At 71.8% G+C, this 18026-nt stretch carries 8 protein-coding genes; 3 read left to right on the forward strand and 5 right to left on the reverse strand.

Going from position 1 to position 18026, the window contains the following annotated elements; genetic code table 11:
• Window positions 1-99: 99 nt before the first annotated feature.
• The 5 genes from ABH935_RS25725 to ABH935_RS25745 all read right to left on the reverse strand — a co-directional run bounded on the left by ABH935_RS25725 (window position 100) and on the right by ABH935_RS25745 (window position 13759).
• Window positions 100-2460, reverse strand: a complete 2361-nt coding sequence (locus tag ABH935_RS25725) for a DUF5682 family protein (RefSeq protein WP_370380486.1) — start codon at window positions 2458-2460, stop codon at window positions 100-102.
• Complete coding sequence (locus ABH935_RS25730; protein WP_370380487.1) at window positions 2460-3593, reverse strand: AAA family ATPase; 1134 nt, start codon at window positions 3591-3593, stop codon at window positions 2460-2462. The genes ABH935_RS25725 and ABH935_RS25730 overlap by 1 nt, the downstream gene beginning before the upstream one ends.
• Window positions 3594-3738: 145 nt before the next feature.
• Entirely contained in the window at window positions 3739-7149 is a 3411-nt protein-coding gene (locus ABH935_RS25735) for a DUF4132 domain-containing protein (protein ID WP_370380488.1), read from the reverse strand.
• A complete protein-coding gene (locus tag ABH935_RS25740; RefSeq protein WP_370380489.1) occupies window positions 7146-10379 on the reverse strand; it encodes a DUF4132 domain-containing protein in 3234 nt (1077 codons plus the stop codon). Before ABH935_RS25740 ends, ABH935_RS25735 begins: the two co-directional genes overlap by 4 nt.
• Window positions 10376-13759: a DUF4132 domain-containing protein gene (locus ABH935_RS25745; RefSeq protein WP_370380490.1), complete on the reverse strand. Its 3384-nt coding sequence runs from the start codon at window positions 13757-13759 to the stop codon at window positions 10376-10378. The genes ABH935_RS25740 and ABH935_RS25745 overlap by 4 nt, the downstream gene beginning before the upstream one ends.
• A gap of 168 nt (window positions 13760-13927) precedes the next feature.
• Here ABH935_RS25745 and ABH935_RS25750 point away from each other — a divergent pair, with 168 nt between their 5' ends.
• The 3 genes from ABH935_RS25750 to ABH935_RS25760 are packed head-to-tail and all read left to right on the forward strand — an operon-like array spanning window position 13928 to window position 17989.
• Window positions 13928-16186, forward strand: a complete 2259-nt coding sequence (locus ABH935_RS25750) for a putative bifunctional diguanylate cyclase/phosphodiesterase (RefSeq protein ID WP_370380491.1) — start codon at window positions 13928-13930, stop codon at window positions 16184-16186.
• Complete coding sequence (locus ABH935_RS25755) at window positions 16186-17460, forward strand: aminotransferase class I/II-fold pyridoxal phosphate-dependent enzyme (protein ID WP_370380492.1); 1275 nt, start codon at window positions 16186-16188, stop codon at window positions 17458-17460. Before ABH935_RS25750 ends, ABH935_RS25755 begins: the two co-directional genes overlap by 1 nt.
• 1 nt (window position 17461) lies before the next feature.
• On the forward strand, window positions 17462-17989 hold the full coding sequence (locus tag ABH935_RS25760; RefSeq protein ID WP_370380493.1) for an MgtC/SapB family protein: 528 nt from the start codon (window positions 17462-17464) through the stop codon (window positions 17987-17989).
• Window positions 17990-18026: the final 37 nt, after the last annotated feature.

Raw genomic sequence — 18026 nt, forward strand, 5'->3', positions numbered from 1 at the left:
GCCACCGCTCCACGGCGGCAGCCGCGTCAGCAGCAGCCACGGCGTCGGCACCAGCACCGGCCACCGCTCCAGCGGCATCAGACCCCTGCGGAACCGCGTTCACCGGACCAGCCCCTCCCGCTCCAGCACCGCCTGCACATGGCTGTCCAGCTCCCGTCCTCGCGCCAGGGCCAGCGGATCGTCGAGCTTCCCCCGCACCAACGACCGCGCCGAATCCCCCACCCCGTACAACCGCAGCACCTGCCCGGCGATCGTCTCCCGCTCCCTGGGCGGGAAGTACGCGAACGCCTGCCGCAGCGCCGGCAACGCCACCAACAAGTCCCGATCCGTCATCGCCGTGACCAGATCGTCCAGCACCGTCAGCACCGACGCCTCCTGCAGGCACTGCTCCCGCGCCAGCGCGAACAACCCGCCGAGCCAGTCCCCGAGGCTCGCCGGATTCCCGGCGGCCCGGATCGTGCGCTCGGCGTCCGGCGGCGGCGTGCCCAGCGACCAGCCGAATCCGAACGCCGCGCCGCGCAGGTCCGGCCCGGCCTCCGCGTTGTCCGCGATCCGCGCCATCACCTCCAGCGCACGCACCGTGTCCAGACCGAGCCGGGCCGCCGCGTGCCGCAGCGCGTCGCGCAACGCCCGGACCGCGGCGATCCGCCGCGGCGCGGCCGGCGCCCCCGGAGCGCCCGGCGCCGATTCCACCAGCCACAGCAGCCGGTCCACGGCCGCGCCGATAACGATCCCCAACGTCTCGGACTGCTGAGCGTCGAGCAGCTGGTCGTGCCGCCACAGACCGAGCACGGCGGCCAGCACCTCGCCCAGCGGCTCGGGATCGCCGCCGGTGGCCACGGACCGCGACAGCGAGGCCAGCACCTCCCGCGACCAGTCCTCGATCCCGCACAGCACCGCGTCGAACAGCGCCTTCGCGGCGTCCAGGTTCCCGCCGCCCTGCACGCGCTCCCCCAGCCGCGCCGTCGCCGCCAGCTCGACCGTCGGGCCGTAGCCGCCGGCCTCGATCAGCGCGGCCAGCCGGTCCTGGTGGGGGGAGATCCGCCACTGCTCGGAGAACGTGCTGTCCTCGGCGGCCGGATCCGGTCCGGAGACCCGTTGGTAGCCCGGGATTCCCAGAACCCTGAGTCGGTGCAGCAGCCGCGAGGCACCGCGCTCGGCGATGACCGTCAGGTCGAGCGTCGCAGAGTCCTTATCGGCGAGCCCGTGCCGTTCCAGCTCCGCCTCGGCGTCGTGTACCAACGGCGGCAGCGGCGTGTCTTTGTGCAGCCGTCCGACCCGGTCGCCGGACAGCGCCGCGACCATTTCCACGACCGCCGGATGCGTCCCCGGCGCCAGCAGCCGGCGCCCGGTCCAGGGCAGCGGCTGGTCCAGCGCCTCGCCGACCAGTGCCGACACCAGACCGTCGAGCAGGTCGGCGCGGGCCGGATGCCGGTGGCCGCGCACGGCCGCCAGGCCCTCGCCGTTGACCCGCGCCGCGATCAGGTCGGCGGTCGAGACCCGCTGGCTTCGGCCGCGCAGCCGCCGCACGACCTCCTCGGTCAGCGCCGCAGCCGCCGCACGTGGTCCGAGCTCCCACAGCCGCTGGTAGTAGCCCGGGGACGGCATGCCGGACTGGTAGCCGTCGAAGGCGTCGAGGCGCTTGAACGAGTAGGGGACGAGGTAGCTGACGGCGGATTCGACGGATACCGGCTCAAGCTCGGGCCAGCCGACGTCCTGGGACTCACCCGCGAGCCGCAACAGCGCCGGCCGGTGGAACCCGCCGCACACCACCAGTACCGGCCGATCAGGGCTCTGACGCAACGCGGCCGAGATCCACCGCGCCATGTAGCGCTCTCGGATCTCGTCAGACGTCGGCTCACTCTGACCGCCCGGCTCCCGGTCGGCGTCGGACGCCGACCGGACCAAATCAAAGTACGTGTTCAACCGCTCGCCGAGCTCCGCCGACGGCACCTCGGAAGCCTCGATCTCCGCCATGTGGTCCCACAGCGTGTCGATGTTGTCCATCCCGAACTGCCGGCACAGTTCGTCCACAACCTGTGTGTAACGCAGCTCGGCGTCGGCGTACCGGTTGGTCAGCACCGAGAACGCCGGATGCCAGGCCGGCAGGTCGATGAACCGCACCTCGGCGCCGGCCCGCGTGCCCTCGGTCAGCGCGACCCACTCCGGCGAGTACTCGCAGAACGGCGACCACGAGCCGCGCGCCATCGAGCCGTCCCGCACCGACGTGAACACCGCGACCGGCAACTCGTGCCCGAGCAGGAACTCCCCGATCCGGTCGTTCATGTCCGACGGGCCCTCGATGAGCACGTGCGCCGGCCGCAGCCGCTCGATCGCCTCGCGGACCAGGCCCGCGCACGCCGGACTGTGGTGCCTGACGCCGACGACGGTGAGATTCCCGATGACGTCCGCGGTCGGCGTCGAGGCCGCCGGCGGAGCCACCTTCTCAGAGGACGTCATCAGCCGGGCAGCCGGTGCCGCGCGTCGTACAGTTCCTGCCACTGGTCGCCCTTGCGCCGCTGCGCGTGCTGCTCCAGATACGTGCGCAGCTTCGCCAGGTCGTCGGCGTTGTCCTTCGCCGCGGTCCCGGCCAGGCACTCCACGATGTCCGTGGCCGTCCCGGCGTCCCCGCGCAGGAACCAGCCGCGCAGGCCCACGGCGTGCGCCACCGAGACCGCCTCGGCGGTGCTCATCACCGATGACAGCCGCTCCATCGCGTCGCCCCGGTCCGTCTTGCCCTCGCGCAGTTCGCGGAACGCGGTGACCAGCACCTCCAGCACATCGCGGCGCGGCGGCACCGTGACGCCGGAGCCCTGCAGCAGATGCGTCGCCTCCTGCTCGACCAGGGCGAGCTCGGTGGCGAAGTCGGTGATCGCGAACACGGTCTCGAAGTTGAAGCGCCGCTTCAGGGCCGCGCTCATCTCGTTCACGCCCCGGTCCCGGGTGTTCGCCGTCGCTATGACGTTGAACCCCTCGCGCGCGAATACCAGCGCGTCCTCGCCGGTCAGCTCCGGAACCGCCATGACCCGGTCCGACAACGGCGAGAGCAGGCAGTCCTGCACCTCAAGCGGACAGCGCGTGATCTCCTCGAACCGCACCACCCGGCCCTCGGTCATGCCGCGGTACAGCGGCGCCGGGACCAGCGACTTGGTCGAGGGACCCTCGGCGACCAGCAGCGCGTAGTTCCACGAGTACTTGATCTGGTCCTCGGTGGTGGCCGCGCCGCCCTGCACGGTGAGCGTCGAATCGCCGCTGACCGCCGCCGCCAGCAGTTCCGACAGCAGCGACTTGGCGGTGCCGGGTTCGCCGACCAGCATCAGGCCTCTGCTGGTGGCCAGCGAGACCAGCGCGCGGTCGATCAGCGAGGGGTCGCCGACGAACTTGCGGCTGATGCCGACCCGCTCGTCGCCGAGGATGAAGCGCCGCGCGGCGCGCAGGCTCAGCGCCCAGCCCGGGGGCCGCTCGCCGGAGTCGTCGGCGCGCAGCCGCGACAGTTCGTCCGCGTAGCGGACCTCGGCGGCCGGGCGTTGGACGCGCTTGCCGTCGGCGCCCGAACCCGAGCCCGCGTCCCCGGCGGTGTTCTTGGCGGTCACTGTGCGGTCACCTCAGTCAGATCGCGAAGTATTTCGGATGCGGTCACAGGGTCGAGTGTGCCGAACGGGTCCGACCGTTCGGGAACCGGGAGGCAGTACAGGGCCCTGCCGTCGGGCATGACGAACTCCTCGTTCGCGGTCACTGTCAGTGCACCTCTTCCAAATCCCGCAGGACCACCGCCGCGACCCCCTCGTCGAGCCCGGCCAGCGGCAGGGCGTCCCGCTCGAAGTCCGGCTCGTCGCCGGTCGTGCTCAGCCAGACCGCGGTGATGGCCTGGTAGGGCGACAGCGGCACGGCTCCCGCCTCCACTCCCGGCACCAGGTCCATGACCACCCACGTCCCGTCGCCGACCGGTCGGAGCAGCCGCGACCACTTCCGCTCGGCGCCGATCGGGCCGCGCTGCCAGCCGCGGCCCGCCAGTGCTTCGAACTTCGTCGGGCCGAAGCGGACCTCGTACACGGCAGCGTTGCCGGGCACCGCGTCGGGCGAGATGTACGGCCGCACCAAGTGCTTGCCCGCCTGCTCCTCGCCGTTCAGGCCCAGCGGCGGCCGGCCCAGCTGCTCAAACGGCTGCAGCAGCTCGTAGTCGGAGAACACCTCGGACCACCGGGCCAGCGCGGGCCCGAGATCGACCGGATGCGCGACGCCGATCTGCGCGCCTTCGGGGACCTCGTAGTGTGCGTCGTCGACGTCTGCGAAGCTCAGGTCCTCGGCGATCCGGAACGAGCCGAGCAGCCCTTCGTCCTCGGCGTAGACGCCCCACACCAGGCGCCGCGCGATCCGGCCCAGCACGAGGTGCCGGACGACGTACTCGGCGAACTCCTCCGGGATCCAGCGGCGGCGCTGGAGCATCGCCTTCTCCATCCGCGCCGCCTGCTCCTGCGCCCCGTCCTGGACCTGCTTCTTGAGCGTGCCGAACCGTTTGTAGGAGGCGGCGGCCAGCTCGACGTCGTCCCGCTTGCCGGGCTTGGGCAGCGTGCGCAGCACCGTGCCGGCCTCGTCGGCGACGACCGGCCGCAGCAGGTCGTCGAAGGACACGTCGAAACAGCGCCTGCCGTAGTCCAGCCGGACGGTGCCCTCGGCGGTCAACCCCGAGGTCGGGACCAGCCGGTCGGCGAGCCGGTCCGGGGTCAGGTCCAGAGCCTCGGCGACGTCCTCGAACGTGGTCCGGGCCTTGCGTTTCAGCGTCATGGTCCACGAACGGCCGGCGAAGCCGTGCAGCGCCGTCAGCGCGCGATCGCCGCCGATCACGGCGAGCGCGTCCAAGCCGTCGCGCACGAGCTCCGGCTTCGCCCGGCGGTGCCAGGCCCGGATCAGCTCTTCCAGCCGCGCGACCGTGGTCTGGTCGCCCAAGAAGCCGAGCGCGCCGACGACCCAGCGGTCTTCCTCCTCACCGCCCGCCAGGTCCCAGGTCTGGGCCAGGGACCAGACGAACTCGGCGAGCGAGGTCGCGTCGCAGTGCTCTTTGACGATCTCCAGGCCCGGGTAGGGCGCGTCGGGCTTGGAGAACATCAGCATCTCCAGGACCGCTTGCGCGGCGCTGCGCGGAAGCGGGGTCGTGCCGTCCTTCAAGCGGATCTCGGCCAGCAGCGCCGCGCGAGCCCACATCGGTGCCGGCGGAACGGTCCGAGGGTAGGCCTCAAGACCCCGGTCCCCCATGACCTCCTTGACCGCGGTGGCGGCCTCCTCTCCATACGTCTGCTGCGTGATGGTCACGACATCGACACCGTCGGCTTCGAGCCACCGGAGCGCGGCGACGGTGTTCTGCCGGAGCTTGCCGGGCTTGCCCAGCGCCGTCGGCATCAGGCCGCGCACCGCGTCCTCGGGGTGCCGGCGCAGCCAGGAGACGGCGTGCGCGCGCACGGAGCGCAGCCGCACCAGTCCGTCGGCCATGATCGCGGCGATCTCGGCACTCGCGAACGGCTGGAGCAACCGCGCCCGCACGGCCGGGAACCGCGTCAGGGACAGCACCGTCGGAAGCGCCAGGAGCTCGTACTTCGCGACGAACGTCCGGGCCCGGTCCGTGACCTGGCGCATTGGCGGCTGCCAGGCGGGGAGCTGCGGACGCACCAACTCGTCGGGGGCGTACGCGGCGAAGTAGGTCGCGAGGTGTTCGTTGGCGGTGCCGTCCAGGATCTCCGGCAGGACGGCCTTCCAGCCCTGCTCCGGCGTCCAGCCGGCACCGTGCCCGGCGAGCCAGGCTTCGCGCTCGCCGGGCTGCCAGTCGACGGTGACCTCGACCGGCGGGGTCAGGCCCTCGATCACGACCGGCTTACCGCGCTTGTGCTTCTTGTCCCGCCACGGCGGGGCGGCCAGGATCTCGGGCAGATCGAGCGCATCGACGTCGGGGGCGTCCGCGCCGAGCAGCGCTTCGATCCGGTCGCACGCCTCAGGGCTCATCCGCACCGCCTCGATCTTGGCCCGGTCGGGATCGGCGAGGACGACCATGGTCAGCAGGCGGGAGATCTGCGCGGACGGCGCGGCCTCGGCCAGGATCCGCAACGCCCGACGGGGAAAGCGCTTGACCGCTGCCTGGAGGTGTTCCCCCACCCCGTCCCGGTCGATCCACTCGACGAGCACGGACAGCGCCGCGTCGCTCGGGATCCGGGCGATCAGGCCGAGGCAGCGCCGGTGGATCAGGCAGGATCGCGGACGCCCCTTGCGCGGGGACGGGCACCGGTGGCCGACATCGCACCACGCGGTGAGCCACGGCAGCGCCTCGGATCCGGCGACGGTCAGGAAGGTCACCTCGACCTGGGATTCGTGATCCCACTGCCACTCTGTAAGTCCACTGAAACGGTCGGCGAGCGCCGAGGCCTGAGCCGCGGTCGACACCGACGGCAGCAGCGCGGTGAACGCCGGCGCTCCGTGCTCCGCCGCCCCGAGATCGGCCCAGAACCACTCGGGCCGCTCGGGAAACAGGAACGAGGTCAGGGACCGGGTCGCCGCACCGGGTTCGTCCCGGCGCATGCGCTCGGCCGTGGCTAAGAGCTCGGCACGCTCCGCGGCCGAGGCCGAGCGCACGAATGCCAGCAGCCGCAGGAGACCCCACCGCGGACGGAAGTGGTCGTTGCCCGGCACGAAGGAGAAGAAGTCCCCGGTGACCAGGCCCATGATGGCGCTGTACTCGACGAAGGCCTCCATCGCGAAGGCCAGGCTTCTGCTCTGGGCCCACCGATCGATCACGGACACGCCGTGGACAGTCTCCGTGATCAGCATGGACTCGATCAGCGCGGCCTGGAGCGGAGTCTGCGCGTCCAGGTCGGCGATATCGACGCCCGCCAGCACGGCCGCCGGGTCCGGAACGTACCCGAACGCGGCCGCGAACGTGGACTCCGGCGCCGACAGGGCGGCGGCGATCGCCGCCTCATAGTCCGCCTGGTTCTGGCGGCGCAGGCCCAGGACGTTCACGGCTCGCTCGTCGAACTCCGGCGGCTCGCCCGACGGCTGCCACGCGCGGTCCAGGGGCGCGACACCACCGTAGATGCCGGCCAGCTCGAAGAGGTCCTCAGGGTCCTGTGTCGCGGTCTCGCCGCCAGCCGTCACGATGGTCATCGTCCAGTCACCTCGGCCAGGTCTCGCAGGATCTCCGAGGCCCGCACGGCATCGAGTTCGGACAGCGGCACCGAGTGCTCGTCGATCGAGGCGTGCGCGCCGGCCACACTGAGCCAGACCCGGTCGATGGTCTGGTAGCCGGAGCCTTCCGCCACGGCGCCCTTCAGCCCCGGCGAGATGTCCACGATCATGTACCGGTCGTCTTCGCCCAACGGCCGGAGGAACCGCGACCACACCGGCGGATCGCCCATCGGGCCGCTGGACCAGCCGCGGGGCTCCAGGGCGACGATCACGCTCGGGTCCAGGACGATCCCCTGGAACCGCTTCAGCGTCCGGCCGGCCCGCTCGGCGGCGGTCAGCTCCAGCGCCGGTCGGCCCAGCTGGTCCAGGGACTGAAGGATCTCGTAGTCGGCGAACAGGTCGCTCCACTCCGCCACGGCCGAGCCGAGTTCCACCGGGTGCGCGACGCCGATGACAGTGCCTTCGGGAACCTCGTAATGCGCGTCGTGGACGTCGGCGTAGCTGAGATCTTCGGCGATCCGGAAGGAGCCGACGGTCGCGCCGTCGGAGGCGTAGACGCCCCACACCACGCGCCGCGTGATGTGGCGCAGCAGCGGATGCGCAACCATGTACGCGGCGAAGCTCTCCGGCTCCCAGCGGCGGCGGGTGAACATCGCCCTCTCCAGGCGCTTGATCTGGTCCACAGCGATGATCTGCGCGGCCTTCTTGACCTCCGTGAACTGCTGGTACGCCGCCTTCGCCAGTTCTTGGTCGTCGTTCTTGACCGGCCGCGGCATCCGCTGGAGCACCTTGCCGGCCTCGTCGGTGACCCGGGGCCGCAACAGCTCGTCGAAGCCGACGTGGAAGAAGCGCGGGCCGTAGTCCAGCCGAAGCGTGCCCGAGGGGCCCAGGCCCAGGGTCGGGACCACGCGGTCGGCGAGTTCGTCGGTGTCGAGGTCGAGCGAGGCGGCGACGTCCTGGAACCGCTGCTCGGCCCGGCGCCGGACCGGCTTGCGCCGCCCCTTCTGGACCACGGAGTGCAGGGCCGCCAGGGCCCGGTCGCCGCCGATCATGCCCAGTACGGTCAGCGCGTCGCCGACGAGCGCGTACTCGCGCCCCGTGGTCCAGGGCCCGATCAGCGGTTCCAGCCGGTCCACTGTGCCGTCGTCGCCGAGCTGTCCCATGGCGTCGAAGGCCCAGCGCTCCGCCGCGTCGGACCCGCACTCGTGCCAGTTGTGGAACAGCGCGAAGGCGAACTCGCCGAGCGAGGACTCGTCGCAGAGCTCTTTGACGACCTCCAGGCCGGGATAGGGGGCCTCCGGCTTGGAGATCTGAAGCATCTCCACCACGCTCTGGGCCGCGCGCGCCGGGAGCACTCCCGTCCCGTCCTTGAGCCGGATATCCGGCAACACCGAGGATCTGGCCCACATCGGCGTTTCGGGCATGCTGCGCGGATAGGCGCCGAGCCCGCCGTCGCCGAGCAGCTCCTTGACGGCGACGCCGACGGCTTCGCCGTACGCGCCGGAGGCGACGCCCACGACGTCGGTGCCGTCGGCGGCGAGCCAGCGCAGCGCGGCGTCGGCGTTGCGCCGCTGCTGGCCGGCCCTGCCGAGTGCGGCGGGCAGCAGGCAGCGCGTGGCGGCTTCGGGATGGCGTCGCAGCCAGCCCAGGGCTGTGCCCCGAGCCGCACTGCGGCGCCGCGTCATTCCCGCGACCATCGTGGCGGCGATGTCCGCGCTGACGAACGGCTGGAGCAGCCGGCCCCGGACGGCCGGCAGCCCGCGGATGGCCAGCACCGCCGGCAGCGCCAGCAGTTCATAGCGGGCGACGAACGAGTGCGCCCGATCGTCGGCCCGCCGCAACGGCGGCAGCCAGCCGTCCTCCAGCATCGACCGCACCAGCTCCGGCGGTGCGTAGGCGGCGAAGTAGAGCGCGACCGGCGTCATCGGGTCGTCGGGCTGCGCCGGCTGTGTACGCCAGGCCGCGACCTGCTCGGCGATCGCCGGCCAGCCCTGGCTCGGCTCCCAGCCGGCGCCGCGGCCGAGCCAGCGCTCGCGCTCCCCGGGCAGCCAGGCGGCCTCGACGTCGGCTGGCGGCGTCAGACCCGCGACCTGGACCGGCTTCGGCCGCTTGGCCTTCGGGTCCGACCACGGAGGCCGGGAGAGGATGTCAGGGATCTGCGTCTCGGACGCGGCGGCCGGAGCCCTTCGGGTGAGAACGGTGATGACATGGGCCGTGGCCGGGGTCGGTTCCATCTCGGACAGCACACGCAGCGCCGTGTCGGGGAAACGCACCGCTGCGGCGTGCAGGTAAGCCAGAGTCTCGGACCGTCCGTTGTGCCGCTCGGCGAGCGCCCGCATCGCCGCGTCGCCCGGGATCCGGGAGATCAGCTCCAGGGCCTGATGCCGGCTCTCGTTCAAGCCCTGGCCCTGCTTCGGCTGGCTGTCGTACCAGGCCAGCAGGAAGGGCAGCGCTTCGACGCCGGCGACTGACAGGAACGTCAGCTCGACGGCGGGGTCGCCGTCCCATGTCCACTTCTCGTCGGCCCGCAACAGCTCGCCGACCGTGCGCGCCTGCTCGGCGGTGGCGACCGACGGCAGCAGCGAGGCGGCCGGGATCTCCCCGCTGCGCGCCGCCGCCAGGTCCGCCTCAAGCCAGTCCGTACGCTCGGGGAACAGGAACGTGGTCAAGGCCCGGGCAAGGCTCCGGCCGTTGCCCTCCGTCGCGCGCGAGCGCTCGGCGACGGCCATCGCCTCGGCGTGGACGTCGTCCGGCGCCAACCGCACCAGATCCAGCAGCTGCCGCGCCGGAGTCATGAGGTCCAAGAGCGTGGACCGCTCGCGCGGCCCCTGTCGGCAGTATTCGATGAACGCCTCCAGGGCGAAGGGCACGCCCCGTACGTGGCTCCAGACGCCGACGGCCAGGTCCCCGCCGAAGTCCTCCAGACGTTCGAGTGTGCCTTCGGCCAGGGCGGCCTGGTGCGGACTCATCACGGTCAGGTCGCCGAAGTCCACCCCCTTCATCATCTCGACGCTGCGCTTGTTACTGCCGGGATGCTTCATGGCGGCGTCAATCATCGCCTTGGAGGCCTCGACCACGCCCAGCCGCCGCGCGTAGAGCCGCTGGACGTCCTCGCGGTCGATCGGCGGCACCTGATCGGGACGGCACCGGCCACGCGCGATCGCCTCGACCCGCTGGTAGTCGTTCGGCAGCTCCAGGTCACCGGTCATTGTGCGGTCACCTCGCTCAGGTCGTTCAGGATCTCCGAGGCGGTCACCGGGTCCAGGGACGAGAGCGGATCGGTGTGCTCGCCCTGGCGCCAGTAGTCGTGGGCCGAGGCGCCGATCCACATCTTGGTCAGCTCCTGGTCTTCGGCCTCGCCGGCCCAGCCCGCGCCGAACCCGGGCTTCAGCTCGACCACCGCGGTGCGACCGTCGGGCAGCGCACGCAGCAGGTAGGCCTGCCAGCCGCCGTCGCCCGGATCTTCGCGCCGCCAGCCGCGTCGCTCCAGGCCGAGCACCTTGCCGGCGGGCGTCCGGATCCCGGCGAAGCGTGTCAGCAGACTGTTCTGCTCCTCCTCGGCGGTGAGGACGAGGACCGGCCGGCCGAGCTGTCGGAACGGTTGCAGGATCTCGTAGTCGGCAAACACCTCCGACCAGCGCGGCAGATCGTCGCCGAGGTCCACCGGGTGCGCGACGCCGATCAGGGCGTCGTCGGCGAGCGTGAAGGGGTCGTCGTCGACGTCGGCGTAGGAGTCGTCCTCGGCGACGCGGAACGTGCCGCGCACACCGGTGCCGTCGGGTCGGAAGTCCGACCACACCAGCCGCCGGACCAGGTGGCGCAGCAGCGGATGGCCGACGAAGTACTCCTCGAAGTCGGCCTTGGTCCAGCGGCGGCGCGCCACCATCGCCAGCTCCAGCCGGATGATCTGGTCCGAGGCCAGGGTCCGCACGTCCTTCTTCAGGCCGCTGAACCGCTGGTAGGCGGTCGGCGCCAGCTCGGCGTCGTCCTTCACGCCGGGCTTGGGCAGGGACTTCAGGCGCTTGCCGCTCTCGTCGGTGACGCCGGGCTTGAGCTGCTCGTCGAAGAAGACCTGGAAGCGGCGCGGGCCGTAGTCCAGCTCCATCGAGCCGGATCCGTCCAGGCCGAGGTCCGGGACCAGCCGGTCGCCGAGCTGGTCGCGGGTCAGGCGCAGCTCCTTGGCGATGGCCTCGACGCGCTCCTGCGCGCTCTCCTTCAGCCCCCGGAACTTGCCCTTCTGCGAGATCCCGTAGAGGTGGAGCAGCGCGGTGTCGCCGCCGATCGCGGTCAGCACGTCCAGACCGGCGACCGCCCGGGCGTGCCCGCCGTCGCCGGGCCAGACCCGGATCAGCGGGGACAGGCGGCGGACGGCCTCGTCGCCGCCGAACCAGCGCAGCGAGTCCATCGCAAAGGACTGTTTCGCCGGGTAGTCGGCGGTGTGCCAGTTCTCGAACAAGCCCCAGACGAAGTCCGCGAGCGAGCGAGCGTCGCAGAGTTCTTTCACGGTCTCCAGTCCGAGGTACGGGTCCTCGGCGGTGGAAATCATGAACATCCGGACCACGGTACGCACGGCCGACTGCGGCAGCGCCTCCTTGCGACCGGCCATCAGCAGCTGCGGCAAGCTCTCCGGCTCGGCCCAGCTCGGCGGTTCCGGCATGGTCTTCGGCAGCGCGGCGAACAACGGATCCTGAGCGAGGAGCTGGACGACACCGGCCTCGGCTTCGCTGCCGTAGACCGCGGCCTCGGCGCGAACCTCGTCCTGGAAACCCTCGGCGACCAGGAAGCGCAACGCGGTCTCGGCGGCCTGACGGGCCCGGCCGGCCTTCCCGAGCGCCGCGGGTATCAGGGTTCGAGCGGTCAGCGCGGGGTGCCGGCGCATCCAGGCCTGCCCCGGGGCGCGCAGCGTCTTCAGCCGCAGGTTCCAGTCCGCGACCAGCGGCGCTATCTCGGAGCAGGCGAACGGGAGCAGGAGCTCGGCGTTCTCCAGGGGGCTGCTGCGCACCGCGCTCAGCACCGAGGGGAAGGCGTCGATGCCGAAGCGCGCGGTAGCGGTGCTGCACCAGGCGAGGGCGTCGTAGGAGTAGCCGTCCGAGAGGTTCCGGAGGGCCTGCCGGGCCTCCTTTTCCGGGCCCCGCATGACGATCACCATGAGCTGGTAGGCGTTGCGGCGGCCCAGAGCCTTGGCGAGTCGCTTGCCCCAGTCCTCGTCCTCGCGGTGGTGCACGCCGAGCGTGTCGGCGCGCCAGTCCGCGCGCTCTTGATCGTTCATCCAGACGACGTCCGCGCTGGCCGGCGCCGTCAGGCCCTTGATGACGACGGGCTTCACGACCTCGCGCACCCGCTCCCACGGCGGCGTGGTCAGCAGCTCCGGCAGGGCGTCGGCTGCCGCGCGGGGCAGCGGTGCGGCGACGGCGTTGACCAGTTTCTCGACGCGCGCGCGGGGCTCGTCGGCCAGCTGCGCCGCGACCACGCGGGCCGCCTCCGGCCGACTGACGACGGTCAGCCGCAACACTCGCTCCACCGCGGTACGTACCGCCGGCTGGTCCGGCGCGGCCTCGACGAGCAGCCGGATGCCGCGCTCGGGAAAGCGCTGCGCGGCCTCGGCGAGCACGGCCGCGGTGCCGCGGTAGTTCAGCTGGCCGAGCAGCGCCAGGAAGGCCTCGTCGCTGTCGAAGCCGGCGAGCACGCGCTGCACGCGCTGCCGGGACTCGACGCCGTCCCAGTAGTCCTCGGCCCAGCTCGCGATCGCCGGGATCAGGTCCAGTCCGACGGTGGCGACCATGGTCGCGGTCGCCGCCGAGCACAGGCGCAGCGCGTCGGCGTGCGCCCACTTCGTGAGCCGCTCGGCCTGCCGGGCCGTTGTCACCGCGCCGATCAGCAGCCAGGCGGCGAGGCCGTCGCGGACCTCCCAGCGGCGGCCCAGCGGGCCGGAGACGTCCTCGTCGACCCACTCGGAGCACTCGGGGAACAGGAAGGAGATGAAGGTGTTGCGGACATCGGCCGGGCTCCGCAGGGCACCGGCCGCGGCGCGGGCGGCGACGTAGTCGTCGTCGCCGGCCGTGACGAGGTGGCGGCGCATCCGCGCGGCCATCGCGAACCGCTCCTGCGCCTGGGCCGCGTCGTGGTCCTTGCGGCGCAGGGCCGGAATCTTCTGGCCCTTACGCAGGAAGAAGATGCCGAAGCCGCCGAGCTCGATGGTCGCCGCCGCCGCGAACGGGACGCCCCGCGCGGCAACCCAGGCGTCGACCAGGACGTAGGGCTCGTAGTTCTTCGGAGCGTCGTAGATCACCACGGCCGCGGCGATCGCAGCCTGCTGCGACGTCATCGCGGCCAGGTCGCCGAACTCCGACTCCCGCATGGCCGCGGCCAGGTCGCCGTCGGTGCCGTCGTGGCCGAGCACGAGCTCGACGGTCTTCGCCGCCTTGCCGAAGACCCGTTCGAAGTCTGCGACGGCGTCCGCGGCCGGTTCGAACACCGCGTCCGGAGCCGCCGACCTGTCATCGCGGCGCGGTATCACCAGCGACCGGGGATCAAAGTGCTTGTCGAACAACCCTGCGACAGCGTCCACCGGTTCCAGGACGTTCCCCACTAGCCCTCCCAAGCCAATCGCTCGCCCGAATGGGGATGACCCTAGCGAGGCAAACCGACAGGGGTGGCAGGGTCTGGAGACCTCGGTCCCGAACAGCACCGCGTGAGCGTCATCCGCACGTAGCCCTCAAGTTGCTGACCCGTTCGGGTGCATGATCCCCTCGAACTTATGGCGCTCCGGTTCGCGGCATTCATGGCGCTGTGGACCGTCTTCTACTACTCGGTTCCCAGTTTGCACCTGCTGACCTGGACCGTGATCGGCCTGGGCGGGGTCGGCGCGGTGCTGGTCGGGGTCCGCCGCCACCACCCGAGCAGCCCGCTCGCCTGGTACTTCCTGGCCGGGGCGATGCTGACGCTGGTCAGCGGGGACACCGTGTACAACCTGCTGACCGACGTCTTCGACGAGGTCGAGCCGTTCCCCTCCATCGCCGACGCCATCTACCTGCTGACCTACCCGCTGGCCGCGGCCGGCGTGATGCTCATGGTCCGGCGGCGCAGCCCGCTGCGCGACCGCGCGGCGCTGATCGACGCCGTCATCCTGACCACGGCCGCGGCGCTGCTGCTGTGGGTCTACATCATCACCCCGACCGTGGACGACCGGACGCAGTCCTGGACCAGCAGCGCGGTGTCCATCGCCTACCCGCTCGGGGACGTGATGCTGCTGGCGGTGAGCGCGCGGCTGGCCACCGGCGGCGCCCTGCGCGGGCCGGCGGTGCGGCTGCTGCTGCTCGGCGTGGTCGGGCTGACCGGGTCCGACGTGGCCTACGCGCTGGTCCGGCTGTACGGCGTCTGGCATGTCGGCACCCCCGCCGACCTGGGCTGGGTGGTCTTCTACGTGGCGTGGGGCGCGGCCGCGCTCTCGCCGTCGATGACCGAGCTCACCGAGCCGGTGGCCCGCGGCCGGCGCGGCGCGGACCGCGCGCGGGTGCTCCCGCTGGCGGTCGCGGCCCTGGTCGCGCCGAGCGTGCTGATGATCGAGTCACTGGAGGCGGACCTGCGCGACGGCCCGGTCATCGCCGTGACCTCGGCCTTGATGTTCCTGCTGGTCCTGCTGCGGCTCTACCTGGCCGGCCGCCAGACCCGGGAGCTGGACAACCGCGCGCACACCCGGGCCATGCTGCGCGAGCTGAAGTACCGCGCCTACCGGGACTCGCTCACCGGCCTGGGCAACCGGCTGCGCTTCCAGGACCGGGCCGAGCGCGCCCTGGCCCGGGCCCAGGACTGCGGCGGCGTGGCCGCGATGCTGCTCATCGACCTGGACAACTTCAAAGAGGTCAACGACACCCAGGGCCACAAGGTGGGCGACGAGCTGCTGGTGGCCGCCGCGTCGCGGATAGCCGGGGCGGTCCGGCCCGGCGACCTGCCGGTGCGCCTGGGCGGCGACGAGTTCGCGGTGCTGCTGTCCGACGGCGCCTCCGAGGCCGCGGCCGTGGCCCTGGCGCAGCGGCTGATCGGGGTGCTGGCCGAGCCGTTCCGGCTGGCCGGGGCGCCGGTGCCGGTCCGGGCCAGCATCGGAGTGGCGACCAGCCCCGGCGGCGCCGGCGGCACCGAGGAGGTGCTGTTCCGCAACGCCGACCTGGCGTTGTACGCGGCCAAGGCGGACGGCAAGGGCACCTGGCGGCTGTTCGATCCCAGCCTGTACGACGCCGCGCTGCAGCGCCTGGCGCTGCGCACCGGCCTGGACCGGGCGCTGGCCGTCGGCGAGTTCGAACTGCACTACCAGCCGATCGTGGACCTGCAGGGCCCACCGCGGGTGGCCGGCTTCGAGGCGCTGGTGCGCTGGCGGCATCCCAAGCTGGGGCTGCTGGCGCCGGGGAACTTCGTGCCGGTGGCCGAGGAGACCGGGCAGATCACCCCGATCGGGGCCTGGATCCTGGAGCGCGCGACGGCCGACGCGGCCGCGGCCGGGTTCGGGTACGTGGCCGTGAACGTCTCCCCGCACCAGTTCAGCGGCGGCGGGTTCGTCGACACGGTGCGCTCGGCGCTGCGCGCGGCGGACCTGCCGGCGGACCGGCTGACCGTGGAGATCACCGAGAACGTCTTCCTGCACGAGGCCACCGCCGACGCCCTGGCCGACCTGCAGCGGCTGGCCCTGCTCGGGGTGCGCATCGCCATCGACGACTTCGGGACCGGCTACTCCTCGATCGGGTATCTGCGGGACCTGAAGTTCGACGTGATCAAGGCCGACAAGTCGTTCGTCGACCGGATCACGGACAAGAAGGATCATGAACGGCTCCTCCGGGGGATCGTCCATGTTGCCGCGACCATGGACCTCGCCGTGGTGGCCGAGGGGGTCGAGACCATCGCACAGCGGGACCTGCTGCGCGACATGGGGTGTGCCTACGCACAGGGCTTCTTCTACTCGCCGGCGGTGCCGCTGGCGGAGACGTCCGGTGTACGGGCCGCCATAGAGATGGGAGAGAACTGATGGCGCGGCACGAAGTGTGGGCCGAGCTGGCCCGGTTGAAGGACACCACGCGGTTCTACGACGCCGTCATCGAGGAGCAGGACCGCGCCGAACCCCGGCGGATCCGGATCGGCGACGAGTGGCTGTCCGACTTCGCCTCCTGCAACTACCTCGGCTTCGACGTCGATCCGGAGATCATGGCCGCGCCGGCGGAGCTGATCGCGAAGTGGGGCACGCACCCGAGCTGGTCGCGGCTGCTCGGCAATCCCAAGCCGTACCTGGAGATCGAGGAACAGCTCACCGACCTGTTACAGGCTCCTGACACGCTCGTGCTGCCGACCATCACGCACATCCACATGACGGTGATCCCGGTCCTGGCCGGCAAGGGCACGGTGTTCTGCGAGGCGCAGGCGCACCGCACCATCTACGACGGCAGCTCGGTGGCCCGCGGCAACGGCGCCACCCTGCACCGCTGGCGCGCCACCGACCTCGGCGGACTGGCCGTGGCGCTGCGCAAGGCGCCGAAGGACCTGCCGCGCCTGGTGTGCATGGACGGCATCAACAGCATGACCGGCAACGAGCCGGGGCTGGCGGCGATCGCGGACATCTGCCGGGCCGAGGGCGCGCTGCTGTATGTGGACGACGCGCACGGCTTCGGCGTGATCGGCGAGCGGTCCTCGGCGGAGACCTCGCCGTACGGGGCGTTGGGGAACAGCATCGTGCGGCACCTCGGGGAGTCGTACGAGGGACTCGTGCTGGTCGGCGGGTTCTCGAAGGCGTACTCCTCGCTGATGGCGTTCCTGGCGCTGCCCACGCAGATGAAGGAGTACCTGAAGTTCGCGGCGGCGCCGTACCTGTACTCGGGCCCCTCGCCGACGGCGTCGCTGGCCACGGTCCTGACCGGGCTGAAGGTGAACCGGGAGCGCGGCGAGGTGATCCGCGGCAGCCTGTGGCACAAGACGGCGCGGGTCATCGACCACGTCCGCAAACTCGGGCTCTACACGCCGAACCGCAGCGGCTTCCCCATCATCGAGCTGCCGGCCCGCGAGCCCTCCGACATCGACGAGATCGCCTCGATCCTCTGGGAACGGGGCATCTACGTCACACTGGCGGCGTACCCCCTGGTGCCGCGGGACCAGGCCGGCTTCCGGATCCAGGTGACCGCGGCGAACACGGACGAGGAGATCGACCAGCTGAACACGACGCTGACCGAGCTGGCGCCGATGCTGAGCAAGGCCGAGGGGCACGGCCACGGGTACGGGTACGACGGCGCGGCCGGTTCAGCAGGGCACTGACGTGCACCTGCACCTGGACCTGAACAGCCTGAGCCAGCTGGGACGCCTGACGCTGGCGTTCGTGCTGACCTACCTGCTCGGCTTCGAGCGCGACCTGCGCGGCTCGCCGGCCGGCGACCGCACCTTCTCGCTGATCGGCGTGGGCAGCGCGATCATCGCGGTCCTGGCCAAGGACGGCAACGCCCCGAACGCCCTGGCCGGCGTCATCACCGGCGTCGGCTTCATCGGCGCCGGCGTGGTCTTCCGCCCGAACCTGACCATGTCGAGCCGCTGGCACCTGATCGACACGGTGAAGGGCGTGACCACGGCGGCCACCATCTTCGCCGCCGCCGCGATCGGCGCCGCCTGCGGCTTCGGCCGCCTGATCCTGGCCACCGGCGGCACGGCGCTGGTGCTGCTGGCGCTGGAGGTCCGGCACATCCCGATCCTGAAGTTCGCCGACGGCCGGCGGTGGGCTTCGCGCTTCGCGAACGACGAGGTCGAGGTGGATCCGGAGCCGGGCCGGGGGAAGGATTCGCCCGGATCGTGACAGGCCGGGAGTAACACAGCATACTGATGAAGTAAGG

It is taken from the genome of Catenulispora sp. GAS73, from assembly GCF_041262085.1.
Classification (GTDB): Bacteria; Actinomycetota; Actinomycetes; order Streptomycetales; family Catenulisporaceae; genus Catenulispora.

Coding starts and splice junctions, on each gene's coding strand:
- ABH935_RS25755 (WP_370380492.1), top strand. CDS start 16,186: ATGGCGCGGCACGAAGTGTGGGCCGAGCTGGCCCGGTTGAAGGACACC.
- ABH935_RS25740 (WP_370380489.1), bottom strand. CDS start 10,379: ATGACCGGTGACCTGGAGCTGCCGAACGACTACCAGCGGGTCGAGGCG.
- ABH935_RS25750 (WP_370380491.1), top strand. CDS start 13,928: ATGGCGCTCCGGTTCGCGGCATTCATGGCGCTGTGGACCGTCTTCTAC.
- ABH935_RS25725 (WP_370380486.1), bottom strand. CDS start 2,460: ATGACGTCCTCTGAGAAGGTGGCTCCGCCGGCGGCCTCGACGCCGACC.
- ABH935_RS25735 (WP_370380488.1), bottom strand. CDS start 7,149: ATGACCATCGTGACGGCTGGCGGCGAGACCGCGACACAGGACCCTGAG.